Origin of the sequence: Lacrimispora sp. (assembly GCF_032078915.1) — a bacterium.
Lineage (GTDB): Bacteria > Bacillota > Clostridia > Lachnospirales > Lachnospiraceae > Lacrimispora.
Genome location: NZ_DAMAUN010000052.1, coordinates 1 through 26,961, shown reverse-complemented (window position 1 = coordinate 26,961; position 26,961 = coordinate 1). Strand labels below are relative to the sequence as shown.

Below are 26,961 nucleotides of genomic sequence, written 5' to 3'. Positions count from 1 at the left end.
TATATGTATCATATTTGGTAGTTAATACAACCAAATCCTGTAAACATAAAAGCTTGAGTTTATAGAAGTTATGTGAATATATCTAGCAGCGTTGATTGTCGAAACATTACAATATGCTGTAAAATTAGAGTAATCACCTACTGCCGTATCTGCCCTTGCTATTCCCCCATTAGTATGAGTATAATCACCATTTCCCGTTGCTAATTGAATAGTGATAGTAGTTGCATTTCCCGGACGATATCCCTCAACTGCAACCCCACTATATCCGGTTAAATTTATAGGACTATTGGTAGTCAAATACCCATCTGCGGCCATTACCCCATATGTAATTTGTCCAGCATCAAATGTAATTACATAAGAAGAGCCGCCACCTTTTCCACCTTTGATCCATCCCGCAATATTGTTACCTCTTAAATAAAGATCATTAGGGGTAGGGACATATCCCTCCCACGTACCAACAACTCCACCAATGTCCACACCTTTTTTGATATTCCATGGTTGATAATTCGGAATATCTCGCTGAATCCAGTTGACTCCATTTAAGAAATGTCCATTCCTAACCCCCAAATTAATAGTTCCTGCCCAATTACTCATGTTAGTAGCCCAGGCCCGATCACCACCTACTTCAGCTCCCTGCAAAGGTATCCCACCCTGTACTCCACATATGTTTACATCACCGCGCATTTTCCACGGCTCGATACCAAGGGTTGCCGCAACATTTGCTTTTGTTCTATATACCCAAGGATTATTTGATCCTTCAGAATAATACCCCGGCTCAATGTAATAGTATAATCCTTTTTCATTAAGGCCAGAGGCTGGACTTTGATATCCACTACCTCTATTTGGCATGGTCCCAGGTAAGGGATTTCCATCTTTATCTACGCTAACCTTTCCGGCCAGCACATCACCGGCCCCGGCTGTTATGACATCCAGATCGGCACCACTACCGCCGCCTTTTAAGATAATACATTCTGCCATTCTTACGCCCCCTTCACTTGAATCTGAAAGTCCGTTGTTGGTTTCTTTTTATAGCAATAGACTGTTATTTTCCCTGCACCCGAAACCGCCCTATTTATACAGGCATAAGCTTTCTCCTGTAAGTCAACATTCGCTGCCGTAATGCCAGCCGGAAGGTAAAGACCTACTGTCGGTCTATCATTCTCGGTTATACCAGCCACACTGACCGTCTGGGTGTAGGGAGCTGAACTGCTCCAGCCTGCGGCGGTGAGAGTGACCTCCTGTACTTTCCGTCCGGCGTTGGAGTCCTCTATAAACTTTTTAACTTTTCCCAAAAAAACTTTTGCGGATTCTCCCGCAACCGGGACAGGAAATTTCTCCACTACCGGATCCAAGGTTTTAATTGTGGTACTAGAGATATCTCCTCCTGTTGAATTTGCCTTTTTAGACATTTCATCATCCAGGGTCTCAAAATTCCCTGTAATATCTGATATATCAATCGGATCCACACCCTCCGGGATCTTCATGTTTAGATTCTTTGTATATTTCATATTTCGATCATGCCTCCTTCAAAGTTCGTATACCGTCCCAGGTGATCTCTGCCACGCTGTTCCAGCTTCGATTTATTAACTCATTCCATATGGTATACCGGTATTCAAAAGAATAGGAAAGATGGGCGGGTTTAATATCCTCCAACATAGCGATGAAAGCATTCATGTTTCGAGGAATACCCTTGATTCCGATAAACCGCACGATAAAGCGATAGTGGGGATTATCCTCGATCACTTCGATTTCTCCGCCCGAAAACGTCTCCGCTGTCTCCCGTATCATCTGAGGAGTTGTAGTGCCCTGCCCTCGGAGCTTTGCCATGAGGATTTCCCGGCGCTGCTCATAGGAAAGGGCCATATTTGTCACCAACCCATAAACCTGCTCCCACCGGGTCAGGCCCCAGGTTGCGGTTGAGATAAAGCACTGATCCAGCAGATCAGAAAGTTCATGCTCCAACAGTCCCACCGTATAGCCTTCCGTTTCATAAATGGCTTTCAACTCCCGGACCTCCGCCAGGAAGGAAGGGGCATATCGGGCAAGGTCCACATAATAGTCTTTTTGCCCCTCATCGGCGTTTTTCTCCTGGGCGTACTGAATCAGGCCATATTGATTTTTTCCATACATGGCTTACAACACCCCTTTCAGATCGTCCCAAGTCAAACCGGTCTTTTTCAAGTATGCGCTGTCATGATTATGGGTTTTGGTTGCTGCGTCCGTGATCCCGTAGCCGGCCAGTGTGGTGGGATTGGTGCCACTGGTTACATGCCCCTGGGTATTAACTGTCACTGATCGGTAAGTGCCGGCTGTTACTCCGCTGTTAGGGTGCGTATAGACTGTATCCGTAAACGCTGCGTTTGATGGCACAGATTTTGCAATAGTAAACCCAGAAGATTTGATTCCGCCCGTTACTCCATCAGAAATAACAACCTGGCCGGATACAGGAGCCGAAGTAAATGTTGGCAAAGGAATCCAATCACTCCAAACACTGTTGCTCCATTGTCTGGTATATCTTTTATATGGATTCCCGGTTCCAGCTATTAAGTCCTGAGTTACGTACCCACTAGCGGTTTTATAAACTTGCAATCCAAATGCATCTGTTCCGCTAGGTTTTCCTGTAACGGCATTACCGCCGCCGGCAAAATAAAACCCAGGTATTTTAATTTCATCGAGATTATCACTATTACTTAATTGTAAAGATTCCAATGCCCCCACCTGTGCCGCCGTCACACCATGGGGATTGCTTTTATTACTGATATGGGTGTAAGCGGCATTCCAATTGTTAAGCAATGTCTGAGTGATGGTATCTAATACGCTCTTATTTGCATGAGTGTGATTCTGGCTGGTGTCAATATCAGCAGCCGTTATGTACCCCGTATCATTCTCGAATTCAGACACCTTGGTTGACATATCAGTTATCTGTGATTTGGTATGGGTATGCGTTGCAGGGGAGAAGCTGGTCGGCTTTCCGGAGATCTCACTCCAAGCATAACCCGGTTTAGTAGATGCTTTCGCCCAAGCCGACACATCAGACGCTGGCATAGATGTTGGTTTGTTTTTTATGTAGGCATCTGAGGCCGTATCCGTTACATTAAAATCTGCCTGTACGTTTACCTCGGCACCAGTAGCAATACCGGCCAGCTTATTCTTTTCAGCACTCGTATAGTCGTTTGTGGAAAGCCCCTTTCCTGGTACCGTATCTACCTTGTCAGAAACCGTATTCCAGGCCGCACGCTCCACAGCCGTTACGTGTTTTACTGCATCAGAAATATGGGTATATGCAGCATTCCAGTTTACGATCAGTGTAGAAGTGATTCCGTCAAGAATAGTCTTGTTGGAATGGGAATGCTTCTTGCTATCCGCATCATTCCAATTAGTCCGTTCTGCCGCTGTAATATGCTTCACTGCATCACTTACATGCATAAAAGCTGCATTCCAGTTATCTAGCATGGTCTGCGCAATCGTGTCCAGAATTCCTTTATTTTCGTGCTCATGCCTTTTCACGTAAGCTTCGTTCCACTGGCCTATCAGTGTCTCTGTGACCTTATCAATGGTGGGCTTATTCCCGTGGGTATGCTTTTTACTGTTTGCATCGTCATATAACGTCTTATCCTCTTTTGAAAGAAGGCCGTCCACGCTTTGAGTTGCCTTGGGAATGGCGTTAGCCGATATGACTACCCATGCCGTACCGTTGTAGCGGTAGGTGTAATCAGTGTCCTTCACATTGACCGTCCACCCGTCCTGTGGGTTTGGATAAGCTACTGCAATATCTGCATAGGTATTGACTGTTTCTTTCCAATCTATGTCATTTTCTAGAGTAGCAAATTTATTATCCACCTCATTACGGGTGTACTTATCATCCCAGTTGGACTTGTTGCTTTGAATGGTGCTTCTTATGGATTCTTCTGCAGCCAGGGCTCTTGTCGTCTCCGTGACCAGATTATCAGCATTTGACCTTTCTGCCTCTTTAGCCCGGTTTATTTCTGCAGTCAGGCCCCAGGAAAGCTCCTGCTCTGCTCCCGTAGACCGTTTAATCTCTGCGGTCAAGCTCCCGGATACCGTCTGCTCTGCCGTTTTCGCTCTGGCAACCTCTTTCCCAAGATCACCGATAATCTTCTGTTCTGCTTCCTGTGCTCTGGATACTTCTTCATTAACTGCTTCCTGGGTCCGGACTACTTCTTCCTGCAGCTGGTTGACGTCCTCCGCCTCCACGGTATCCCCTTCGGCCTCGTAACTGATATAGGCTACTGGCACATCCGAATATATCCGTATAGTACGCTTCCAAGGGGTGAGACTCGGTGTAGAAAGTACATAGGTCTGGATCCTCTCCCCGGTCAATTTTGGCCCGGTATACACAGAAAGGGTGGAGGTATTAATATTATCGTGCTGTAGCTGGGCATCATAGACGCCTCCTATCAGCTCTGCCTTTTCTTCGATTACATAGATGTTGCCTTCTATTTTATTCAACTTTTCATAAAATTTACTGATCTCCACCTATATCACCTCCAAGGTAATAGTGCCGGGTACGGCGATTTCCTCATCCTGCAGCTCCTGATTTTCGGCCACACCGTTGATCAGTAGTCCTGTAAAATCCTCCACTCCTGCTGTATTAAGCAGAAGGTTTCCGACCTTGGCTAAACTAATGTATGAAACATCAAAAGCATTCTCCTGTAGGTATTCCGTAAGTGCCTCTTTAAACAGATTTTGAACCGCACCAAGGTTCAGCCCGTTCCTAAGCTTAATTCCTGCATATACATTAATTTCCTTTTCCCGCGCCGACACCACTGATACACTGGCCCCGATCGGGCGAACTCCTTCGATATGAGCTACAACCAGATTTACCAGATCAGCGCCGGCTGCAGACCGGTTAGAATCCGCAATAACTATCTTTACGGTTCCGGGGCCATTCGCGAGGGGAAATACCTTTGCAGCTCCTACTCCTTCGCATTCCATGGCCCAGTTATAATAATCATACCGATTTCCTCCGGTAGATGGCTTTTGGAGCTTTGTAAGAAACCTTCTCCTCAAAGCATCGTCTGTCTCTTCATCAGATCCCGCATTTAATAGATCGGTAAGCTGTGCAGATGTAAGCCCCGGAATATAATCAATCGCTATGAGCTGTCCGGAATAGTTGTTTCCAACTTCACCTGCTATCTCACACTCCATTTTATACACAAAATCATCCGCCTTTTTCTCTACCAACTCCATCACCCGGTAAGTCATATATTGAGGATTGGCTAAGACAGAGAACCGAGATCCTATAGGGACTTGAATGTCAAACACGCCCTTTTTAATAGCAGGCGTGGCTCTTTTTCGCTCCATTCTAACCTGCATGGCTAATCTATCAAGATAAGTGCCAGCCGCAGTATCCGCATACACATTATTCTGAAAAAATGCAAGATCTAAATATATACCCTCCATGTACCAGCTGGCCGGTCCAAGAGCTGTCTGCACAATGGATCCCTCTCTCTTGTCGAGCGTATCTGGCACCCGATTTAGCTGAGATCTTAAAATGTCTGCATAAGTTTTTTTACTAAAATCTATCAAACCTCCACCTCCGCTGGTACCGTACCAAATACGGTTTTTACATCAAAAGAGCATTTTACTGTACCCAAATTTATATCAAAAATAAAATTGTCCACGGAAATGATCCTTGAATCCATAGAAAAAGCCTCCCGGATACGTCGTTTTAACATGCTTGTTACGTACTCAGGCGGCTTCCCAATTAATTTGTTAAGTTCCCGTCCAAAATTAGATGTAAAAATCTGGTGTTGATACCTCTCTACATTCAATATGATATCTATTGCCTGCTTCATGGCTGGTAGTCCTCCACCAACTTTCTTAATACAACCAGTACTTTCATCAATTAAAAAGGTTTCTGTCGGATACTCCTTTGATTCCAATTTATAAACATCAGCTCCAGAAAACTCCGGTAAAGTTTTCATAGTATCACCTACACTTTCGATATTACAATATAGTTCTGTCCGGAATTAGCTTTCATAACCAGAACCTTATCGCCCGCTCTTAACCCTGGATTGATCACTACTGTTTCCCCTTGCACGGTAACGGTCTTGTATCTCACATTATCAGTCAGCTCGGCTACCGGCTCTATTACTTCCATCTGAGTGGCAAGTATCTTTAAGGTTAAGGGGGATGTTCTAATCACAGTTGCATATCCAGTAGATAACAAATCCATGGCCTTCACAGTGTCATTTATAATGATCTTTAACTGTTCAATTAATTCCATGCAATATCACCCTCCTTAAATATTTATGATTTTAGCTTCAACACTCATGGTATGCTCTCCGTCTGAAAAAGTATGCTTTACTTTATCCAAGAGTAAATAATATCCCTTGGAAAGTTCTGGGACGTCCTTAATCTTAAACATTGCCATTGATCCTGCCTTCAGGCCCACTACGCCGCGCGCGCCGTCAACCGATATTGTTTTTAGCACTCTGTCATAATATGCCATCATGATATTACCCTGCTGATTAATCTGTGCTTCATTTAGATTCTCATCCACCTTTTCATACTTCTGCAGGAGGCCCCATTTCTTTATGGTCGAGCTATCACTGAATACATAGGTGTCCCCCCGTCCAGTATCCTTGTTAGGCCGAACAAGTTTCACCTGGTTAAAGGTTTCGGAATTAATATCAGATTTATATGTGTACTCTGCCAAAACGCTGCCATTACCGATCAAAACATCAGACATCATATTCTTAGCCTCCCGCAAGCTCAACTTTCCAAAATCATCATAGAAAATAAAGGTTCTTCCAGTATTGTACTGAGTTGTCTGTAAGCCATATTCGATAATATCAAGGCATTCTATATTTTCCTTTGTAAGTGTAGGGATCGTATAGCCGGTATCCTCCAATGTCCCTATCTGAAGCTGCATATCGGCTGCAATTTGTTGAATTATCTCTCCCAGTTTCTTTCCAACAAAGCTATAACTGGCATTGGATTTTAGATATCGCAGCTGATCAAAGGCAGTAACTGAAACAACACCCCAGCGATCTTGCTCTGTAATAAATACAAAGCCCAGGAAAATTTCTTTTCCATCAACATAAAACTGGACCTTTGCACCTTCTGTAAGATTGATCGGTTTTTCCTGAACATAAGAAAAATTCAGCTTCCCTGCACTGCCGTTCCGGTTTGTAGTATAAGTAACCTTCTCAGTAATTGGGGCATAGTCATACATTGAGTTAGCCTCGGCATTAAATACCAGGAGTTTATAACTCATCCTGTCACCTGCAGCTGATCTGCTTTAATCCAGCCACGACTCCCCCCTATCAAAATAGGGTAAGGCCTTGAAGCGTCTGGAATAATCCTTGAAACCGTTGTTGACAAGTTGTTAGCTGAACCGGTAGGCTTATCTCCATAACTGCTGCTGAAATAAGTACCGTTTGCAATAACTGCAGCACCTACCCGTAACTCTGGAGCCGTAGACAGTGGCCTCGGTTGTTCTTCGATCTGCACCGTCTGTGTAGGTTGCTCCGGCTGTGGAAGTGCAATCCTAATAGGAGCATAATCCCGGTATTCTTTAAATTTAATCTTGTAATATACGTCGCCAGCTTCCCCGCCTTTTTCTGTTGTCTCAAAACCGGCTATCACTGCACTGATATTTGTATCATACATGCGACTTCCGCTGGCATCATACCGGCTTATGACAAGATCGCATATCTCCTTGTTATCTCGGGCCTCCAATATTGACTCGACATAATCACTAGGTTCTGTCCAGTCATGTCCATAAATAAGGGGATCATCTTCATTTCCCGGGAAATAAGATTCCCAGGACACTTCCATTAAGGAAGGCAGCCTGGGAACAACAATTTCTCCTATGTCTAAAATATCATAGGTCTTATGATCGGCGGGATAAGAGATGGAATATTCTTTTGGATTGACGGGAAACTCTATGGTATCTCCACCTATCTCAACAAAAAATTTATACTTATTTCTCATGAATCCTCCTATCCTATAGCAACATTGCTACTGGAAGCGTGCTGTGTGCCCAATACATTGCTTAAAGCTTTTATCATAGCATCAGTATTATCCGGCCCTCCACCACCATAGTTATTTTGATTTACGGTCGCATTAGTCTGCGGTACTGTAAGATTTACCAAGGCTACATACTGCCGTTCTGACAAATCTACCAGCATTTTTAAATCCTCATCAGCAAGGCTAACATCATCTTTAATTTTACCAACCTCGCCAACTTTACCAATCGACCCGACTTTATCAATTCCGTCGTAATTCATAAAAGGATCATTTGAACCGGATGCCATATTCCCCATGAGCCCCTCTAAGCTAATTGATGACAGCTTTTTATCAATCTTCGCTCCAAGTCCATAGCCTTGCGTAGCTGCTTCTTTATAGTCCCATTGGTCTAACTTCTTTGCTACCTCTGTCCATTCAGAAGCATCTTTAACAGATTGCGCTGCGGACTTAACATTTTCAAGAAGATTGTCCAATCCACTAGTCATGTTAACGCTAATGCCCGGAATTTTATTTAATAAATCTTCAATGCCGCGAGCAATGTTTGCTATATATCCCAACACCGTTTCAGACAACCCCAGGAATAGAAGCTTGATAGACGCAACCGGATCTTTGAATACATTGGCGAAAAAGTTAATAAATTCTGCAATACCGTTCCAAAGAATTACGATAAAAGTATTATAGATAAAAGCCGCTAATGCAAATATGGCTCCCATGATAATACCAGTGGCGCTAATCGTTGATCCTGTCCATTCGTTGATGATGTCAATCAAATTATAAAATGCAAGTACAAGAACTACGATTATTCCAATAATCAAAAGAATCGGCCACGTTGCCGTCACCCAGGCAGCAAAGGCTTGAAATCCTGCAACTAATGCTGCAACACCTAAGGCAATAAACAACCCGGCTAAAATAGGTAGATTATCCATTGCGAGGTTTACCAGCCACATAATACCATCTACCACATAGCCAACGCCAATTGCCGCAACAGAAGCCGCTTCCTCTAAAGCCTTGAAAAAAATTTGTGCTTTATCACTGCTTACCCATTGCTCGAGTTTATCAAAAGCTGGAGCGAAAGCTCTTACAAATCCACCAGCTGCCTGATCAGCTCCATTCTTCATGCCATTAACAAATTTATCCCATTTTTTCTGCGGACTATCCAGCATTTTATTATAAGCTTCTCCGGTCATGCCCGCGGCCTCGGCTGCCTTTTCCAAGGCATCAAGAGCCTCAGATACTTTGCCGGATTTAATCAGTTCTTCGACTTTAAACTTTTCTAAAATACCTTTGCTAATATTAGTGGTAGAAGCCAATAAACCTGTCGATCCAGACATAAATGCTCTTTGCAATGCGTCTCCCATTTGGCCAAAGCTATTTCCTTCACTGAATACAGCTAACTTATCGGTTAAGGCGTTAAACTTATCCAAGTTTGCAGGCTGGGTGGATACTTTCATAAATTCAGATGTTGCCTTTGCCACTTCACTTGTGGTTCTACCATATTCATTCGCAGTTCTTCGGGCGTAATCCATAGCCGCAGTACCAACGGCATCATCACCAAAGGTGGCTTGAAATTTGACTTCATAATTGCTTTCCTTCATTGCATTGGAAACCAAGTCACCCATTTTTCTTATAGACGAATATATCGCTGCAAGCTTAAGGAGCTTACCCAACATCTTATTTAATCCACCATTAGCAGCTTTATCAGCTTCTTCTCCGTGTTTCTTAGCTTTGTCACCAGCTTCTTCGTGACCCTCGGAGGCCTCCTTTAATTTTTTATTTAATTCATCTTGTAGCCGTAATAGCCCATTGATTTTACCAGTTAACTGCTCAACTTTTTGTCCCTGTTTTTCGGCCGCATCTGATGCGGCTCCCTGATTTGATACTATATCCGTATAGGACGTAGCAGCCTCTTGAAGTTTTGTTGCATTTGACTTTAAAGCAGATTCCACTTGTTTTATTTGCCGCTCATACTGTTGCATTGGAGTAAGTCCTGCATTTAGAACCTCATTTACGGCTTCATAAGCAGTTACAGCTTCATTCTGAATTGTTTGAGCGAGAGCTTGTTGCCTTTCTGCGTCCATACGAGTAGCTTCAGCAACTGCTTCTTGTGCTGCGGCAGCGGCTTCTGCTGCTTGCTGCTCTGCTACCAAAGCTTCGGCTGTTTTATAACCCTGCTTTACCAATTCTTGCGTAGTGTACGTGGCCTCCATCGCCGATTTATCATAATTTCCTACCTTATCAGTCCAATAGCTTATCGCATCCGCAGCGGCGGTGTATGAAGCAACGGTATTAGATGCATTAGAGGCTGCGGTGGAGGAAGCTTGATCCACTCCATCTACCGCAGCCTGCACAGCTTCGGACTGGGTGGCAGCCGCATTGCCCAAGCTTATAAAATTGTTAAAAACCTGCGTGAATCGATCTATCAGTGTTAACTCTTCACGAATTTCTGCCATGCCGCCACCTCCTTTATTTCTTGTTTCTTGAATTTATTTCTTTGATTGCCATTTGAGCCATTAACGATCGTTCCTCGATGGAAAATTGTAATATCCATCCGGGAGGCTTTCCAAAGTTGACAAACATATAATATGCAAGGCCAACTTCGGGATCGTCTCCCGCTAGAAGTTTTTTGCTTCGTCATTCAGTTCATCACTGTCCTTGAAGCCATTCAATTCCATAATAGCATCAACTAATTTAGCATATTCCCCACTAAGAAACATTTTAGCCGGAACCAGTGATGGATCTACAACACCATAAGCATCACAGATCTCTTTGTTAGCAAAGTCCGGGGCACTAACACAGGCCAAGACTAACTTGTTCTGATAAGAGACTTTATCTAAAGTTTCATACACGGTACCCTTATCTTTTTGAGTACGCGTACAAAGCTTAATTAATCTGTTGTTCTCCTCTTGTGTAATACCCTTGATTGTAATCTTTGCGGGCTCCCCTTTTTCATCAAGAAAGCGATCTGACACAACTACTTCCTTGGAAACGCTGGCAACTGCCGGTTTTAAAAATGCGCTAAGCTTACTCATTTATTTTTCTCCTATTCTCCCAGCTGTGCTGGGGATCCAAATGCGTTCAATATTTCTACGTTGGTAAAACTGAAAGAAATATCCATGGTCAGAAACTCTGTGTCTGCATCTAACATGGCAATGGGGAGCTTCTGGAGCTTTACATTGTAAAGAGCTACCGTCTGAGTTCCAACGGTGCTTCCCCCGTCGTCATTGGTAATCTGAATTGTAAAGTACGGAAGTGCTCCTGTCTTTAAATACGTTTTCAGCATATTTAAAAACTCCGGTGTTCCGTAATATATCGTGGCCGATCCGGTCAATGTCACACCGGAAGTCTTCTTCTGTACCAGATTGGTTCCTACCACTTTAAAGTCTGATTCCTGAAACTCTGCATCTGCCTGAATCTTTTTAAGGCCGAACATTTCCACGTTTCGACCAGCAATCACGGCAAAAGCCCGGCCGGCCTTACCATTCAAGGCATCGCGTTCTAATAAAAATGACATATCCTACCTCCTGTTAATCTGTAAGGGTTGCTGTAATATAAATCTTTTCAACGGCTGCCACCGGCTGGATCGCCAACGTTATGACCACCGCATTGATCGCCTCTCCAGCTTCCACCACTACATCATCTGCAACAAAGTTCTGAATACCTCCGTTTGCCTGGATCTCATTCAAATATCCAACGATCCAAGCCTTTAGCAGGTCCCTTCCCGCTGCATTGTTAGGGATTTTACCTATATAATTCTGCGAAAAGTTCTTGTAAACGTCGTTCGCAACGGTGTCTAAGGTACGGATCACCTGGTTAAAGCTGAATGCCTCGCCCTTATCCGACGCATAAGAGGTAAGGGTGTTAATATCAGAAACAACTTTCACGCTTCCAAACTCCTCGAAAAATACAATCTGGCCTTTGCTCAGTGCATCATTAATCTCAGCAGCTGTCAGACGGGGAGAAACATTCACGGCGTTAGGATACTGTGCATATACCAGGGATTCACTGTAATTCGCTCCGGCTTCTGCTCCGCCAACCCACCAAGTTGCCTGCTGAGGGGTGAGTGTGGTTCCATCTGACAGTACCACTCCATTCTTTACTGAAATAACAGCATCAGAATCGCTCTCGACGCCCGCCGTAACAGCCTGACACTTCTTACCCAGGTTATCCCGCATCCGTTTAATGAAGGCCACATAAGCAGCCTGTACAGTGCTGTCAGAGCCATCATAGATCAGTATGTTAAAGGTGTGGGGTTCTAAGATTGTCAAAAATGTAGAATAGGCCGCACTGTTCACAGTTCCATCTACGCCTCCTGAAAGGGCTGTTCCTGCACTTGCTGCTAAATCCCCAATCCCAGAAAACTCCACCCAATCATTGCCATGCAGGTCTGTAACAACCTTTCCTACCTGAGTGTCCTTGACGGCTCCACCAACAATGGTCTGAACTGTGAAGCTCCCCTCACTATCTGGATCAGCAGTAACGGAAACTGAGATATCATTACCCCTTACGCCGTTGTACTTTGCAGTGACCGTAAGCGGCGCAATAGTTGCTTTTGCCTTTGCCGAACCTGTTGTGGCTGGGCGGTATAACATGACCTTAACAGGCCCTCTTGTGTGTCCGCTGCCTTTGAAAATCTCTCTTAAAAACAGCGCCTTACTATTTGTAAAATCATATCCGATGAATGGGACAAAATCATCACCGACATTAATCGTCATGAGCTCCTCTTCCGGGCCCCAGGATAACGGCTCGCAAATCGCAACAACACCACGATCTCCTACATTGACTCCCCGTGTCATGTTTGACTTAACATTGATATACACGCCCGGTTGCTTTTTGTTTTGACTGGTCCAAGTTCCTCCGGCCATCTATTTCCCCTCCTTCTTTCCAAAAAACTTATTTAATATTTCTTTCGCTTCTTCTATGGCATACTCCGGATCAGGGAGCAACGCCCTGGCAAAATCCTGCTGATAGCTTGCGAACGCTTTACTCTTAAGCAGGGACTCTGTTTTATACTTAACTGGCATATTCCTAATTGACATCCTGTTTTATACCTCCTTCATAGGATTCTACTTCTTTAATCGTGGGTGTGTTGTCCGGGTGAGAAACGATGGCCTTAACGGTGATCTGATAATGCAGTTCCCCATCGTCAATCTTCCATTCCCGGTCATAGGTCCGTAGCTTTCCGTCCTCATAGGGAATAAATTCCAGGGCATAGTCCAGCTGATCAGCAACAGACACCAGCTGATCATGCGCATCCGGATCGTTTTTTTCAACCAGATATACCACATCAATTCCAATGTTCCGCATAAAACGGCGACCTACCCGATTTTCTGTCTCGGTTGGCATGAAGAATATAAAAAAACAAGGAACATCCGTCCCCTGCTGATTTTGATTACTATATACTGAGATATCTGGATAGCTTTCTTTCAAAGCTCCACTTATGGAGTCTACTAACTGTGTAAGCGTAAATGTCATTTAAAATTCTCCTTCACTCGCTTATCAAGTTCCCACCTTACAACATTTTTATATCGCCCTATGGCTGCCTGCTTCATATACTTTCCTTTTACATAAGGCGTATTAGTTCCCACCGTAATACCACCCAACTTGGGATCCACCTTTTCAAGCATATTGCCATTTATGATTAGACCCGGTACAAAGTGCTGATCCATACGATGGCCATCATTTACATAAGAAGCGTACTGCAAGTTGTTTGCAAGAGTGGTTCGAACGCTCCCACCAGTCATTACCGGCTTTGTAATGCTATCCAGCTCCCATGCCTGCGCCATGTCTCCTGATCGGGTTCCGGTTCCGGATATAGTGGATCCGTTTGGCGGAGTCAATTCCGTAGCCCGTTCTACCGCTGCGATCGTGGCCCCCTCCATAACCTCCTCCATGATCTTAGGTACGTTCTGCCCCTGCTTCCGGAGCTGTTCCAGGCGCTTTCTGGTTGCCTGACCAAAGGTTGACATCTTAATTCCTCCTTACTTGATCACTTCGTCCATTAAAAGAACGGCTTCCTGATGCTCCAGTCCGGAAAGAACTCCGCCCACCGGATCAAAATAAGGCTGCGGAAGACCAGCAAAGTACCGTTCAGGCTCCCGGTTGCATCCTAAGAGTCCGCCTCTTACAATCATAAGCATATCCCCTGCCTTTAAGTCCACGGCCACATCACAGGCCACTTTATCTGTGGCGGTAGCTGTGGCGGCTGTCTCTTTCCATGAAGGACCGTTTCTTTTTGTACTATAAACCCGGCATGGAATATCTTTATAAATCTCTTCCCGTCTCTTTTTATCAATATTACCAACCTTATAACTAACATTTCGGGAAATGCTCATGGAATCTGTATACCAGTTTTCAAAGATTGGGTTGTCAAATAACATACATCCCTCCCATTCCGATCATGCGGGCCATGGTCACAAGCTGCTGGCCGTACTGGGTAGCGTTCCAGGCTCCCCATTTGGCACTTGCCTCTGTGATGGCCGCATTGTCATAGCTTATGGTCGTATCGCCCATAGTGGCCTCTTTCACAAGTCCGGTCTGCTGACCAGTTGCAGCAGCTCTGGCCGGAGTAACGGATCCGTCAGAGTAAGTTTTCAAGTATAGCGCAGAAAAGTGGGCCACATAAAGCCCGGCGGCATATCTCCATATTTCACAGTACCGGCTAGGTAAAATACTTGCATTAGCGTTGTTAATGAATACCTGCAGCATAGGATCAGGAACCAGACTGATGATCTGGTTCTCTTCTTCCTCTCCCTGGCTGTTCTTCTTTTTTGTGAACTGAGGAAAATCAGTCAGAAACATTTCCTTCGTGTAAGACCCAATCTCTCCCGGCTGCGGCATGTTGGCCGCTGCGGATATTAAACCATGAAACTGCTCACACATGCCGTATCCTCCTTATTCTTCCCGCTTGTCGGCGGCGTCCGCCTTTACCTCGGCTTCTCCATCCGCCTGCTCTAGTGCTTTATCTTTCTTTCCTTTAGGAGTGGCAATGGACCCGTCTTTAATGGCGGCAAGCACCAGCCAGTGCTTAGCAACCCAGGCCGGTACCTCTCCAATATAATCACGAGGGATAAGAAATTTCTTCTCTCCCTCGCAGATCTCAAAGTTCTTTTTACTGTTTATAAACATGATAGCCCTCCTTAAATTCCGTCAACGTAGCGCATGATGTTATCATAGAACATCTGCACCTCTGAAATGTTAGCCAGATATGCGGTATCATAGCAGAGATTCGTTGCATTCGGCTGTGTCATGGCCCTGTTAAGCGGTGCCAGTTCATCCATGGCAATGAAGCGTTCCGTATTAATGTAAACAACCATTCGATCAGTGCCTCCTACTCCAGCACCCTTGCACCAGGAAGTTGCCCCTATGTAAAGATCAACTCCGTTTTGCTTTGATACGTTGTTTTCCATGAGAAATGTAAGAATCGTTTTCTCTGACAACTCGGAAACCGCGGTTGTTGCGAGATAATTAAACTGTTCATATGGCATCAGGATGTGATTAGGAATTGCACTCCTATCATTTTCTGCCTCATTCCATACCGCGAGAATTGCGTCGTTAATATCCTGTAAGGTCTGTTTTGGGGTTTTATCCCTAAACTTCGTCGAACTCCCTGTTCCTGTAGTGGCTGCATTTGCAACTGTTACATTCGGGTTATTAATAGTTCCAGTAGATCCATACCTTTTAATACCCACATAAGCATTTGCATCCATGTGCTTATCATAGGCCATTCGGATTCCGTCCCTTAAAATGCTTTCGTAGCTGCGTCCAGTCATATTTCCGCGCTGCATATCCACGAAACCAATTCTCATACCAACAGAAAAGATATGAGTTTTAAACAGTTCCTTATCGAAATTAGCCTGCACCATTGGAACGCCGTTGGCTCCACCTGCGTGTACAGGCCCGTCCTCACTGCCTCCGGTGACGCCGTATTCCACATTCATGGCAGAAACGTATTCAGCCCAGCCACCCCCTACACGAACCGGGAGATCACGACCGTATGTAAAACTGGTAAGAGGCTGCCTGATAACATTATCTCTCTTTTCAAGTTCAGACTGCAGGAATGCCCCGCCGTTTGCAATCGCTGCCGCATCCATCGCCTGGAATCTCTGGGGAGCCGCGGCTCCTGCTGATGGGGCAGTTACTACTCCCGCATCGAATGTTCCCATATTTTGATATTTCATATTTAATTGCCCTCCTTATGCTCTGTTGCAGGATAAAATCCTGATTTCTGCCACACCGTTTGCGTCCTTTTCTCCACGCCACTCGCAATTAGTAAGCTGCACGGTTTTTCCAGTGTCCTCAACCGCTTCAAATCCACCAACAACGCCCGTAGGAATGCTCGCATTCTTTTCTGTACGGATATATACCTTTCCTCCCAATTTGGGGCTGCCTACATTGCAAAGCACATTAATGCAACCGCGCTTAAATGTACTAGTTGCTTCTCCTGGCTCGTATTGCCCGGCTGACTGGGAAAGGTAAGCCGTCGCTGACTTGAACTCTCTGGAAGCAACACCTACAAAGTCAACAGCAGTATTGCTATCCCCAAAGGCTACGACATTGCTATCGCTATCATAGACCAGAGGTGTACCAAACTTTACGGCAACAGCACCACCAAGCGGGTGCGTATCAATAATCATGTCCGGTTGCCTGGAATAATCTCCGGCATAACCGTGTGTCATACTTTTACCAATAACCTGTCCTCTCATTATTTCTTACCTCCGTTTTTGTGTGGGTTCATAGCATCATAAGCAGACTGGCAAGCGTCCAGATCAATGCCTGGCTGCTTATCTGCCAGCCTGGCTGCATTCTTCTGGGTAGTGGCTGCAATCTTTGCAATATCGCTCACAGTATCCTTATCCGTTAAACAGGCGATAAGTGAATCCGTAACAGCCTTTTTGTCAGCTGAATCCTTAATTCCAGCAATTACCGGGCGGAGCTGTTTAATAACCTCAGCCATGATAGCCTTATCTGCTGTGCCGGTAGACTTGTCAAGCTCCTCCGCAGGAATCACCTTTGCTTCCGCACTGGGAGCCGGTTCCTCTTCACCTGAAAGGGCCTTAATCAGGCCTTCCAGTGGATCCTGATCGACTTCCGGCTCTTTCTTAGCAGACAGTAATTCCACAAGTTTATCCAATTTTGCATCCAGGCTGGAAAAGTCCTTTACTTCTTCTTTTGCAGGAGTTGTTGTCGGTTCGGCTTTCGTTTCTCCTTCTAATGCCTCTGCAGCATCGACGGCCATGGACTCCAGCTCCTCTGGTGAGGCATCTTTAGCCGCTCTTGCAAACAACTTAAACAATGAACTCTTTTTCATAATATCTTTCCTTTCTGGCCGGTCGGCCTCTATCTTTTTTACTGAATCTAAAATCGCAACATTTTTACCGGCTCGCCCCTTTGTGACTACTGCCACATGATTCCCTCGGATATCGTGCTGCGAATAGGTTCCATCTCCATTATCAGAGTAACTGCATTCATAACCGCAGCTGATCTCCCTCTTACCCTCCTGCACCTCTCGGATCAGGGTTTCATCCTGAACGTGTAAATCGGCCACCATGTGGCCCTCCCACGGGCCCTCTCCTTTCCTTACGTTCTGGGCGTGGCCCTTTGCATAAAGACTGTATGTTTCTGGGGTCAGTAGCTCTGGAGGGTGTTCGTTGGTTACGGGTTTCCCCTCAAAGCTGGATAATGCCGCAGGGGAAAACACTTCTTCCGGAGATCGCAGCACCTTAACCCTCTTGGTGGAGCTGCCCGCGGGATTCAATTCACTTTCCAGGTAGTCCATACTCCCGGTTCGGGCAATAGGAACATTCCGGCAAATTAAAAAGCCCTCGCCAGTTTCAATCTGGTTAGGGCTTATGGTGTATCCATAATATGCAAGCATTTAATTTCCTTTCTGTTGTGATATCACAACTTTTTAGGGTACAAAAATACCACCAGCCGTTTTCTGACTGATGGTACCTACAAATCTGCTATGATCTTATCTGCTTCTTTTTGACTGATCTCTTTCACGAGGTCCATAGTGCTTGAATTACCGATCTTGTATGGTGAATTATCCGGCTCTGAATCATCGAATCCCATAACCCTATCCATCAAGATATTATCAATATCCACAACCCAGCCTTTGCCCGGCTTATACAAATAGGGAACGTAATCCTCTTCTTTCCCCAACAAACCCAAATCCTTGATGCGATAATATGTCACACTCATTTATTTTTCACCTCTTCGATATTTGCTGGTATCTCCATGCCTCGTGACTGCTCCATCATCTTTCTTCTAAGTGCAATAGCTTCTGGAGAAGAAGCACTTAACAGCCTCCACGCTTCATAATCCTTGTGCATTCGATCCTTCACCCCATAGCTTTCAGGTGTATGGAATTGTACCTCAAAGTCTTGATACCCTTTTCCTTTCGGATCTCGCATTCTAAACGTACAATTAATGCCGTTATAGGGATTCCCCTTATTGTGCCAGAAATTCTTTACTCTTACAAGTTCATATCCTTTTCCTTGCAATGTTCCCGTTATATTCTTATATGAATTTACAAGCGTTAAAGGATTATCCTGGTAGGTATAACGTATCACATCATTCGTGGAGGTAATTACATCCTTTATCCTTTGAGGATCAAGGCTGTGCCCGCTTTCCGTTCCCACTTTACGCAGGAAGGAATCTTTTGCTTTTAGCCGGTATTCCAGACCCGACATAGGCACTCCGGTATCCTTAGATATCTGCGCCAGATCAGCAGTGATCGCCGGTTCTTTAAGAATTATCTTGTTGTAAGCGTTGGTCTTACGGTAAAGCGCCTGCGCACTCTTCCAGCCCTCACCATCATTATACTTTAACTCCCGGAATTTATCAAAGTTTTTCGGTATATCATTGCCAAGTATCGCCCGGTATCGTTCATGCTGCTTGTAATCGCTAAGGAGTTTCTGCCGGTTCCGGATCTTCTCCTTGTAAGCTGCGATCTGTTTTTTACTTCTAGGATCCTCTGTGATAGGGTTTTTGCTGAAACTTGAAAAATCCTTATCCTTCTGGATCTGTGCCTCGCTCTTTCCAATGGTTGTGTATTTAACCAGAGCATGAAGACAGTTCGGGTGGATATTCAAGTATGTATTGCTTAAGTCATTGCTACCGCTTGGATCAATTTTGCCAAAGGCAGAAGCCAGTGGAGGATAATCCGGGTTTGTACCGGATCGGCTGTAAACCCTTCCTTCAAGAGGTGCACATATAGGGCAGGTGCTGCCGATCTTAACGATACGGTATAAATCATGGTCTGGATCTGCTGTCAATACCGCGGATACTTCGGCCTGTCTGGCCGTTGCCCTGGTAGCCATATTGCAATAATCCTGTAGGCCCCAATTGCGTCCGGCTTTATCAGTAAAGGCTGTTATTTCTGCGGATCGCAACTCCTGGGCCATACTGACGGCTGCCTTGCCTGAGCCATACCCTGCAGCCCTTGCTTCAGCTACTGACTTTAAGGCTGCTTCCCTTACCTTGTCAGCCTCTCGTCTGCCGATTTGAAACGTCTCTTCGATGTTCTTCTGGGCAGTGACAGAAGCTTCCACAATGTCACCCAATAGGTTATTAGATAACTGCTGGACGATTCCAAGCTGAGAAGCAGTGAGTCCTGCAGCATTCTTATACCCATTGGCTGCAGCTTCGGATTTATAGAATATATTTTCGATCATAGCCGGGACATAACTCCAGCTCTCGTCCACCATTTCTTGGAGGATCTGCTGTGTCCTGTTTAAGGCGGCCATCTCTGCATAATCAACATAGCCTTGGCTCCGCTTCCGGTTTATCTCTGCGATCAGACGCTGCTCTGTCTTTAGGAATAACACTCTAAGATAAGCCGTTTCATCCTTACTTCCGGGAGGGCGTATCATCTGCGGCATTACTCGTCACCCTCCTCAAAAGTCCTCGGAAGCGTGAAGCCTGCCAGGGGGTCATGCACTGCCTTGTAGTCTGAATAGGTCTTTCCTTCCGCTTTCTTTATGGCCTCGTCGGAAATGGTGCTGTACATACCGGTCTCATCAGATAGGGCCTTAAGCTCCTTCTGAGCGGTAGCAGCGTCGATCAAATCGCTCTGATATACTGACATGATGGATTGAGTTTTCTTCTCAGCTATATCAGCGATCTCGCTGGAATCCGGCGTCTGCAGTGGCGGGAAGTCAATATCCAGATCATCAGGAACAGCGCCCCAGGCCGATAGCAGCATAACTGGAAGAATCTTTTCAAGCAATGGCCGGAACTGATTTTCCCTTAGTCCGTCGATATAGTCATAATAGTTATTCATGTCGCTTTCCCCGGTGGAGTTCATACCGGCGGGGGATCGCCCGAACAGCTTTGTCACTGGCGTTCTGGCAGCTCCCGCAACGTCCATCATCACCCGATCGTACACATCGGGAAGTCCTGTGAAAGTATACTGGGTATTGTGCATAACATCACCTTTGTTTACCAAACGGGTTCCGAAATTGCTTTCTAGTACGCTCTGAGCCTGCATTGTCTGCCAGAATCGGCGCTGGGCCTCTGCATTATTAACCGCAAGCATTTGATCCATGGAATCTGTTTCCATGTAATTTACATTTGCCCGGAACGTAAGCGCTGCAATGTTGGAAGAAACATTATCCCTCTTGACAACTTCGGTGTATATGGCTTCAATTTCCGATTCTCCCCAGTACTGCTCTGCTATCTTCTCATTGTAGGGAAGTTCCCTGCCTGTGAATCGTATCACTCTACTATGATGCACCCTGGATACCAGAACCCCGCTTTCCTCGTCCCTGATCGTATAGTAAGCAGGAAGCCCAAAATCAGGATCAGATGGATCTGTTACAATCCCCATCTCTGGGTAGATGCCACTCCATCTGTCAAGTATCTGCAATCCCAGGAACGTGCCGGGGAGAATCAAGCCGTAGTCCAAAGGCTGTGATAGATCGTCTTGGCCTTTTACCATAATGATCGCTGCGGCCCCACCATAAAGCCTGCCCCAGTACATTCCCTCCAGGATCGACTTTCGTAGATGCACCTTTCTTTCAAGACGCTGCAAGGCGTCAATGTACTCCGGTGCTACGTTGCTCTTCACGGTATACCACTTACGGATCATATCCTCCGGAATGGTCGATATGATGTTCTGGATAATCCAGTTATCTCGGTAAAGGCTTGTAAGTAGCTGGTAATTCTGTGTCAAGCGGGTAAGCGGGTACTGGGTAGCCTGCAGGAGATCCTGCGTCCCGTAGCCTAACCGTGCGATCGGGTTTGAAAAGGCATCGTTTACCTGTATTCTATTTTCTGCCCGTTCTCTCTGCGGACGGTTTCGTTTTGGTCTTGCCATAAGCTCCTCCTATACTAACCTTGCCATAAGCAGCGCAAAAGTACACCAGAGTATGGTTCCACAAGTATCTTTCTTTTTGCAACACTGCCATGCCATTAATAAATCAATAAACAACCAGATTCCAGTCAAACAAGCTAATATCATTGAACATTCCTCCTCCATTTCGGTAGCTTTGTCATGCAATAGTATCTTAGGGCATCAGGACCGTGATCCAGCTGCTTGACCGGCTTCTCGTCACCGTGCTGTGCTGCCTTATCGTCCCACACATAGGACCGTAACTCCGTGATCAATCCTGAACAGCGTTCATGCACCTTAATCTTTCCAGATTGAAACAGGGCTGCAACCACCCGAATTCCGTCAAGCACTTCATTGTCCCCAGGTTTTACGATGTAGCCCCGGCCTTTCAGTTCTGCGATAAAACTGGCCGCTGATGGATCCGCTACAACGTCGCACTGCAGATCCGGATTGTCACCCATAAAGGAAACCATAGCATCACCATACTGGCTGTCAGTTTTTTGACCTTCCTTCTCCACCCGGCTGTCCCATCGGTATTCCCGATCCACCCAAATCGTATCACCATCATCGTATATATCCAGGAATACACAGGGGTTTGTCGTTCCGTAATCCAGAGAAATCGTGCGGGTAGACAAATACTCCAATCCCTTAGGCCGTGTCTCGTCGTTGTAGATGTTGGCCGACTTGGTAAACATGGTATAGATAAGCCCTTCGGCAACCGCCCATAAACCCTTGATATAACGCAAAAAAAAGACACCGGCATACATGCTGCGGTATCTCTTCTTTATTTCTTCGTCCAGGGAAAGGTTGTCATCCATGGTGAAGTGAAGGTACAATATGTTCTTTACTTCCTTGTTTGAGGTCCTTAACTCTTCGGCTTTCTTCTTCCCAAGGTATCCGATGGACTTATTGATCCAGTTAACTTTAAACCAATGCATGGGGCCTGCGGGGTTGCAGTTAAACCAGAATTTTGAGCCTTTGACAGAACATCGTCCGGTTGCCTGATTGACAAAGGACTCTGGCATAAGTGCGACCTCATCCAAAAATACACCCGCCGCTGTTATACCCTGTACTAATTCCTGTGACCCTTCGTCCTTACCACCAAAGACATAAAAGTAATTAGTGACGCCTCCTTTTGTTACCTCTAGCATATTAGGTAGCTCGCCTGCCAAGTGATAAACATGTTTATATCCTCGGCTGCTTAGCATCGTTCTTAATGTTGTAAGTACGTTACGTTGAAAGGAGCTGATCGTTTTTCCTGCCATTATGAAATTCTGTCCATCAAAGGAGCTCATAGCCCACATGACAAATGATAATGACATGGAAACCGTCTTACCTGATCGGATAGCTCCATCAGCGATAATCCCATCCATATTCTTAACTACGGAATTATTCGTCCACCAGTTCAATACCATTCTTTGCTTGCGAGAAAAGGGTTGAAACTTAAATATCGGTCTCTTCTTCCTCTTCATCCTCATTTTCTTCCCAATCCTCCCAATCTGTTGCAGCTGATCCGCTTAATGCATCAAGGAAACCATCGTCCTCCACTTCTTCCTCATCATCAACGCCCATCTTAGCCTTAGACGCTGCCATTCGTATCTGCTGTTCTTCCTGATCTGTGTCCGTCTTCTCAGACTGGCCGGAATACTTTGCAATTGCTTCATAGGCTTTTACATTTCCTGAAAGGGCCTCCTTTATCATAGCAGCATTAACCGCTGATTCCAGGGTACTATCAAGGCCCAGGGCTTCCAGGACCGGGGACCATTCAGGGCTATCTATTTCAGCGGTGAGAAGGGCGTTCAATGTCTTGCGGAAGTCTGCCTTTTTCCGTCTGGCTTCACCAGAGGCTTTTCCACCCGCTGATGCAATTTTCCTCTGTTCAACCTCTGTTCGTTTATTAAACGGGATTAGGTTTTCATGTCCACGAGCCAACCACCTCACCTTCCGATCTGTGTATAATAAAAGACTGCAAACCTGTGACAGCTTGCAGCCCTGTGCAATTAGAAATTTTTGATAATAAGCTCTTTATATTTTCGGCTTTCGCTCTTGGTAACAAGATTGTCCGTCCTTTCTACCTCAACAAGCGTATACCCCTCATACAGATCCCTGATCCGGGGACAATCGTTATAGGACAAAACAAATTTGCCTTTAATGCCACCAAGGCACTCACGCAGCCGGTTGTGATCCTCTGGATTAAAACGATCCGGATAATACTTTTCCGCTTCGTAATAAGGTGGATCCAAATAAAATAATGCATCTGGACGATCATAAGTCTTTATTAATCGCTCAAAGTCCTGATTTTCAATGACAACTCGGTTTAACCGGCCTGATACCCCTTTAAGATAATCAACCGCTTTCTGCATATCCCTGGTTCTAACACCAAACGATTTACAATCAGCACCAAAGCTCTCTTTAATCATGCAGAAAAACCTCGCTGCCCTCTGAATATCAGTCATACCCCTTGTATTACGGCTGAGTTCATCAAAAAACTGTTCCCTGGACATCAGCAGCCACTCCAGTTCTTTCTGTAAAGCTTCCGGGTGATGCTTCACAATTCGATATAGATTAATCAACTCACCGTTTGCATCATTGAAAACCTCCATTGCTGCATGTTTATCACTTGCAAACAGTACCCAGCCCGCTCCCCCAAATACCTCAATGTATCGTTTAAAGGAATCCGGATCCGGAAACTGTTCCAGGATCTTTTTGCGTAAAAGCTTTTTACCACCTATCCAACTAATAAAACTATTCATGTTACCATCTCCTTTTCAATTGATGATAACAAAATTCCTGTCGGGATTTAAAAAGGGCCTCCTCTCGGAAGCCCAATACCACGCTATTAGTATAACATACCTTTAAAAAAACTTTTCCATCTGTTTTCCATCATTTACCACTTTCATCAGTAAACAGCTCCTGATGAGTCTTTTCAAAAGCCAGTAAAGCCTCTCCGTGCTTATTGATTATATATTTATACGAGTACCCCATATCGCAGGCAATCTTTGTAAAGTTCTTCTCGCTGCGCACATATCTGTGGTACAGAATATCAATACACAAACCGTCCTTAAGGTCATGTATCTGATCTATTAATTCGTGCTTCAATTCCATGTATTCAATAATTTTGCTTTCAATATCCTCTTCCAGAGACACGATCCGTAACGCCTGGGATTCTGTCTGCTTGCCCGTGGATCCGGTAAATGAGGTCTGAACCTTCCCGTCTGTTCCATCTGAGACTATAACAATTCCCCTGTTACGCTTTGCCTCCTTAAGCTCCTGCTTTTTATGCCTGATCTTTTTATTAAGATCGTCCAACTGGCTTAGATACTCTTTTACTGTCAATATACAGTCACCTCCCCGCTGTCAATGCTTACCTTGGATCTTCGGCAGGTGCCAAGTCCCAATTACGAACAGCCACCCTGCCCGCTCACAAGTACACCTTTTCTGATCTGTATCAGAAGGATATAACTTGCCACAACACAGACATTTCTTGTTATTTGATATGGCTCTTGTCTTTTCCAGCCTTCTCTACCTCCTCCGGTATAATCCTCAAAACTCATCTATTCACTCCCTATTTCCTAAAAGCACCTACCGTGGGAATCATAGCCGATCCCCCACTCGGTATACTTTCGCCTTTATACCTCTCTTCTCCAAGGCCACTCTCTTTTATGTACCGGCTTATCCGCACAATATCAATACCAGTTTCAAGCACGATCTCTTCCATCTCTTTTCCGGCCTTATAAAGCTGTCCCACTTGCTCCTTTACATTTACGGTTAATCGCTTTATAGGCAGTATAGACTTTGTATTAATATTGGTTTTGTCCTGCTTATCTGGCGCGCTCTCCGGCACCAAACTAAAGCCCCCTATAAGCTCTTTCAATATATCCTCATCAGCCTTTTTACGCTTCTTAATCTGGTTAATGGCCGTTGTTTTAATCTCTCTCAAATCATCGGGAAAAAGAATGGAATCCAGCTCAATGAGATTATTCCCCATAAAACAGAAACCCTCACTATTCACAACCGCTTTCAAGGCTGAATTTGTCCTATTAATCCGGTTTGCTGTCTCAGATATGCATATAACCTTCTTTTGCGCCTCCTGTAGGAGCTTATCCTCTCCACATTCAAAAAAGGGAACACCTTCTATTTCTTGTAGCTGCTGATTTTGATTTAAGGCAATACTGGTTCTTAAAGCATTATCAACGCCTTTCATTTCTTCTTCCGTCAGTCGTCCCATAAATTCGCATAAGCGGCTCTTGCTAACTGTAATAATCTGTTCACATAGCGCTGTACTTACCTCCGGCAAACTGCTTATAGCGACATGAGTCGGAAGACTTGATTTTCTTTGCGTGGTTGTATATACAATGATTGCTACCGGGCTATGCAGATTTCCGGTATTATTACCTATCACGATTCCAGGTCTCCCACCTTGCTGCACACAACCATCTTTTTCACTCTGCAAGGCAGCAATATAATACACATCGCCTCTTTTAATTTCCTGATCATTGACAGGCTCGGATAGGAAAATTTTGCCAATATCTCCAAGGCTATTTACACTATTCATCTCTTTCCTCCTCTCCCTCTGAAATAATCCTCAACCTCTCCTGAGGCACATCTATGTACTCACCGTTGTCCTGCAGGATCCCGATCAGGCCATCGTTGCTGCCAATCACAGTCCCAAACCTCCTGCCAGGATAAACCTGGACAACGATTTTCTTTTTATCTTCTAGTCTCACATTCTACCTTCTTTCCTTTCGCCGGTGGCTCACGCAGTGCCGGATCCGGGCATAAGCTTGTATATGTATAAGCCGGATGTGTTGCAGAGAAGGTCATGGCAGGCTGCGCCTTTACTGCTATAGCAGCCTCTGCCGTGGTGATCCTCTGCGCTTGCACATACTGATTCCGGCGTTCTTTTGGTGATTTTCTCAATCTGTACCCTCCTCATGAAATCTCAGTTTACCAGTTTTACAATATCGTAAATATTTACCCACTCTGGGCCGCCACTTTTAATATCTTGTATATATATTAAGCCTCCCATAGCTGCTTTACCGCCCTGGATTACTTCGTAGTCACGATATGTAGTCATGGAGCTATCTGTGTATTTTCGGACAGTGTCTCCTTTCCGTATCATTTTAAAATCATCAACTATTTTCAATTCATACCACCTTTCTCAAGGAAATCTTAATTTTACGTAGCAGGCATAAGCGCAGATCTTCCTGCTTCTTGGCCTGCCTCTGACTCTAATCTCATCTGCTCCACCGGCTCAAAGTTTAACCACAGCGTTTCCACCCGTCTAAGATTATTCTGCGCCCTGGCCGGCATCTGCAGTTTGTACCAGTCCTTCAAATAACGTTCATACAACTCACAATCATATCCGGAAAGCATAATTTTCGCCCGGCTGTGAACACTTACATCCAGTAGCTCCTCATGATCCTGATCAGACATTTCATGCCGGTACTGCTTCCGGCCCCGCGTTGATAACACATAGGGCGGATCCAGGTAGATCAGGACGTTTTCATGATCAAAGGCTCTGATCAGCTCCAGCGCTGGTCTGTTTTCGATCTGCACACCTTTCAGCCTAACAGCCATTTCTGCCAGTGCTTCCGGAAGCTGATTCCAATACCGGACCGCATAGGCTG

Annotated in this window: 35 protein-coding genes; all 35 read right to left on the bottom strand. The window is 45.1% G+C overall.

Translation table 11 applies throughout. The annotated features are described in order from the left end of the window. Positions 1–21 precede the first annotated feature (21 nt). Positions 22–978 (bottom strand): hypothetical protein, encoded by a 957-nt coding sequence (locus RT269_RS18905; protein ID WP_313184911.1) that lies wholly within the window; start codon positions 976–978, stop codon positions 22–24. Positions 979–980: 2 nt separating this feature from the next. Continuing rightward, positions 981–1,508: a hypothetical protein gene (locus RT269_RS18900; protein ID WP_313184910.1), complete on the bottom strand. Its 528-nt coding sequence runs from the start codon at positions 1,506–1,508 to the stop codon at positions 981–983. 7 nt (positions 1,509–1,515) lie between these two features. Beyond that, on the bottom strand, positions 1,516–2,130 hold the full coding sequence (locus RT269_RS18895; RefSeq protein ID WP_313184908.1) for a YmfQ family protein: 615 nt from the start codon (positions 2,128–2,130) through the stop codon (positions 1,516–1,518). A gap of 3 nt (positions 2,131–2,133) precedes the next feature. Further along, positions 2,134–4,497, bottom strand: coding sequence for a pyocin knob domain-containing protein (locus RT269_RS18890; RefSeq protein ID WP_313184907.1), 2,364 nt, complete (start codon positions 4,495–4,497; stop codon positions 2,134–2,136). Further along, entirely contained in the window at positions 4,498–5,550 is a 1,053-nt protein-coding gene (locus RT269_RS18885; RefSeq protein ID WP_313184905.1) for a baseplate J/gp47 family protein, read from the bottom strand. Next, entirely contained in the window at positions 5,547–5,948 is a 402-nt protein-coding gene (locus RT269_RS18880; protein ID WP_313184903.1) for a DUF2634 domain-containing protein, read from the bottom strand. The genes RT269_RS18885 and RT269_RS18880 overlap by 4 nt, the downstream gene beginning before the upstream one ends. An 8-nt stretch (positions 5,949–5,956) precedes the next feature. After that, positions 5,957–6,250, bottom strand: a complete 294-nt coding sequence (locus tag RT269_RS18875; RefSeq protein WP_313184902.1) for a DUF2577 family protein — start codon at positions 6,248–6,250, stop codon at positions 5,957–5,959. Positions 6,251–6,265: 15 nt separating this feature from the next. Then, positions 6,266–7,243 carry an XkdQ/YqbQ family protein gene (locus RT269_RS18870; protein WP_313184900.1) on the bottom strand — a complete coding sequence of 326 codons (978 nt, stop codon included), beginning with the start codon at positions 7,241–7,243 and terminating at the stop codon, positions 6,266–6,268. Beyond that, positions 7,240–7,962 (bottom strand): hypothetical protein, encoded by a 723-nt coding sequence (locus RT269_RS18865; protein WP_313184899.1) that lies wholly within the window; start codon positions 7,960–7,962, stop codon positions 7,240–7,242. The genes RT269_RS18870 and RT269_RS18865 overlap by 4 nt, the downstream gene beginning before the upstream one ends. Positions 7,963–7,970: 8 nt before the next feature. Continuing rightward, complete coding sequence (locus tag RT269_RS18860) at positions 7,971–10,448, bottom strand: hypothetical protein (RefSeq protein WP_313184897.1); 2,478 nt, start codon at positions 10,446–10,448, stop codon at positions 7,971–7,973. 162 nt (positions 10,449–10,610) lie between these two features. After that, on the bottom strand, positions 10,611–11,027 hold the full coding sequence (locus RT269_RS18855) for a phage tail assembly chaperone (RefSeq protein ID WP_313184896.1): 417 nt from the start codon (positions 11,025–11,027) through the stop codon (positions 10,611–10,613). Between the two features lie 11 nt (positions 11,028–11,038). Further along, the gene (locus RT269_RS18850; protein WP_313184894.1) at positions 11,039–11,509 is read right to left on the bottom strand and encodes a phage tail tube protein; all 471 of its coding nucleotides are present in this window, start codon (positions 11,507–11,509) and stop codon (positions 11,039–11,041) included. 13 nt (positions 11,510–11,522) lie between these two features. After that, positions 11,523–12,860, bottom strand: a complete 1,338-nt coding sequence (locus RT269_RS18845; protein ID WP_313184893.1) for a phage tail sheath family protein — start codon at positions 12,858–12,860, stop codon at positions 11,523–11,525. After that, on the bottom strand, positions 12,861–13,034 hold the full coding sequence (locus RT269_RS18840; protein WP_313184892.1) for a hypothetical protein: 174 nt from the start codon (positions 13,032–13,034) through the stop codon (positions 12,861–12,863). Beyond that, positions 13,024–13,470, bottom strand: coding sequence for a phage tail terminator family protein (locus RT269_RS18835; RefSeq protein WP_313184890.1), 447 nt, complete (start codon positions 13,468–13,470; stop codon positions 13,024–13,026). The genes RT269_RS18840 and RT269_RS18835 overlap by 11 nt, the downstream gene beginning before the upstream one ends. Next, positions 13,467–13,964 carry an HK97 gp10 family phage protein gene (locus RT269_RS18830; protein WP_313184888.1) on the bottom strand — a complete coding sequence of 166 codons (498 nt, stop codon included), beginning with the start codon at positions 13,962–13,964 and terminating at the stop codon, positions 13,467–13,469. Before RT269_RS18830 ends, RT269_RS18835 begins: the two co-directional genes overlap by 4 nt. A gap of 12 nt (positions 13,965–13,976) precedes the next feature. Next, positions 13,977–14,375 (bottom strand): hypothetical protein, encoded by a 399-nt coding sequence (locus RT269_RS18825; RefSeq protein WP_313184886.1) that lies wholly within the window; start codon positions 14,373–14,375, stop codon positions 13,977–13,979. Beyond that, positions 14,365–14,877, bottom strand: coding sequence for a DUF4054 domain-containing protein (locus RT269_RS18820; RefSeq protein WP_313184884.1), 513 nt, complete (start codon positions 14,875–14,877; stop codon positions 14,365–14,367). Before RT269_RS18820 ends, RT269_RS18825 begins: the two co-directional genes overlap by 11 nt. Positions 14,878–14,889: 12 nt before the next feature. After that, entirely contained in the window at positions 14,890–15,123 is a 234-nt protein-coding gene (locus RT269_RS18815; protein WP_313184882.1) for a hypothetical protein, read from the bottom strand. An 11-nt stretch (positions 15,124–15,134) separates the two neighbouring features. Then, a complete protein-coding gene (locus RT269_RS18810) occupies positions 15,135–16,175 on the bottom strand; it encodes a DUF2184 domain-containing protein (RefSeq protein ID WP_313184881.1) in 1,041 nt (346 codons plus the stop codon). A gap of 15 nt (positions 16,176–16,190) precedes the next feature. Further along, positions 16,191–16,700: a structural cement protein Gp24 gene (locus RT269_RS18805; protein ID WP_313184880.1), complete on the bottom strand. Its 510-nt coding sequence runs from the start codon at positions 16,698–16,700 to the stop codon at positions 16,191–16,193. Continuing rightward, positions 16,700–17,872 (bottom strand): DUF2213 domain-containing protein, encoded by a 1,173-nt coding sequence (locus tag RT269_RS18800; protein WP_313184878.1) that lies wholly within the window; start codon positions 17,870–17,872, stop codon positions 16,700–16,702. The genes RT269_RS18805 and RT269_RS18800 overlap by 1 nt, the downstream gene beginning before the upstream one ends. Positions 17,873–17,949: 77 nt before the next feature. Continuing rightward, positions 17,950–18,198: a hypothetical protein gene (locus RT269_RS18795; protein WP_313184877.1), complete on the bottom strand. Its 249-nt coding sequence runs from the start codon at positions 18,196–18,198 to the stop codon at positions 17,950–17,952. Continuing rightward, entirely contained in the window at positions 18,195–19,880 is a 1,686-nt protein-coding gene (locus RT269_RS18790) for a phage minor capsid protein (protein ID WP_313184875.1), read from the bottom strand. Before RT269_RS18790 ends, RT269_RS18795 begins: the two co-directional genes overlap by 4 nt. Continuing rightward, positions 19,880–21,316 (bottom strand): phage portal protein, encoded by a 1,437-nt coding sequence (locus tag RT269_RS18785; RefSeq protein ID WP_313184874.1) that lies wholly within the window; start codon positions 21,314–21,316, stop codon positions 19,880–19,882. The genes RT269_RS18790 and RT269_RS18785 overlap by 1 nt, the downstream gene beginning before the upstream one ends. Positions 21,317–21,456: 140 nt before the next feature. Then, entirely contained in the window at positions 21,457–22,803 is a 1,347-nt protein-coding gene (locus RT269_RS18780) for a PBSX family phage terminase large subunit (protein WP_313184873.1), read from the bottom strand. Next, positions 22,775–23,263, bottom strand: a complete 489-nt coding sequence (locus tag RT269_RS18775) for a hypothetical protein (RefSeq protein ID WP_313184871.1) — start codon at positions 23,261–23,263, stop codon at positions 22,775–22,777. Before RT269_RS18775 ends, RT269_RS18780 begins: the two co-directional genes overlap by 29 nt. Positions 23,264–23,331: 68 nt before the next feature. Beyond that, positions 23,332–24,084, bottom strand: coding sequence for a DNA adenine methylase (locus tag RT269_RS18770; protein WP_313184870.1), 753 nt, complete (start codon positions 24,082–24,084; stop codon positions 23,332–23,334). Between the two features lie 130 nt (positions 24,085–24,214). Continuing rightward, on the bottom strand, positions 24,215–24,667 hold the full coding sequence (locus tag RT269_RS18765) for a hypothetical protein (RefSeq protein WP_313184868.1): 453 nt from the start codon (positions 24,665–24,667) through the stop codon (positions 24,215–24,217). A gap of 62 nt (positions 24,668–24,729) precedes the next feature. Next, positions 24,730–24,885, bottom strand: coding sequence for a hypothetical protein (locus RT269_RS18760; protein ID WP_313184866.1), 156 nt, complete (start codon positions 24,883–24,885; stop codon positions 24,730–24,732). An 11-nt stretch (positions 24,886–24,896) separates the two neighbouring features. Beyond that, positions 24,897–25,886, bottom strand: a complete 990-nt coding sequence (locus RT269_RS18755) for a type II toxin-antitoxin system PemK/MazF family toxin (protein WP_313184865.1) — start codon at positions 25,884–25,886, stop codon at positions 24,897–24,899. After that, positions 25,879–26,058 (bottom strand): hypothetical protein, encoded by a 180-nt coding sequence (locus RT269_RS18750; RefSeq protein ID WP_313184863.1) that lies wholly within the window; start codon positions 26,056–26,058, stop codon positions 25,879–25,881. Before RT269_RS18750 ends, RT269_RS18755 begins: the two co-directional genes overlap by 8 nt. Continuing rightward, positions 26,042–26,251, bottom strand: a complete 210-nt coding sequence (locus RT269_RS18745; RefSeq protein ID WP_313184861.1) for a hypothetical protein — start codon at positions 26,249–26,251, stop codon at positions 26,042–26,044. The genes RT269_RS18750 and RT269_RS18745 overlap by 17 nt, the downstream gene beginning before the upstream one ends. 22 nt (positions 26,252–26,273) lie before the next feature. Continuing rightward, positions 26,274–26,477, bottom strand: coding sequence for a hypothetical protein (locus RT269_RS18740; RefSeq protein WP_313184860.1), 204 nt, complete (start codon positions 26,475–26,477; stop codon positions 26,274–26,276). Positions 26,478–26,509: 32 nt separating this feature from the next. Further along, positions 26,510–26,961 (bottom strand): DNA adenine methylase (locus RT269_RS18735; RefSeq protein ID WP_313184858.1); only part of this gene is annotated, 452 nt, incomplete at its 5' end.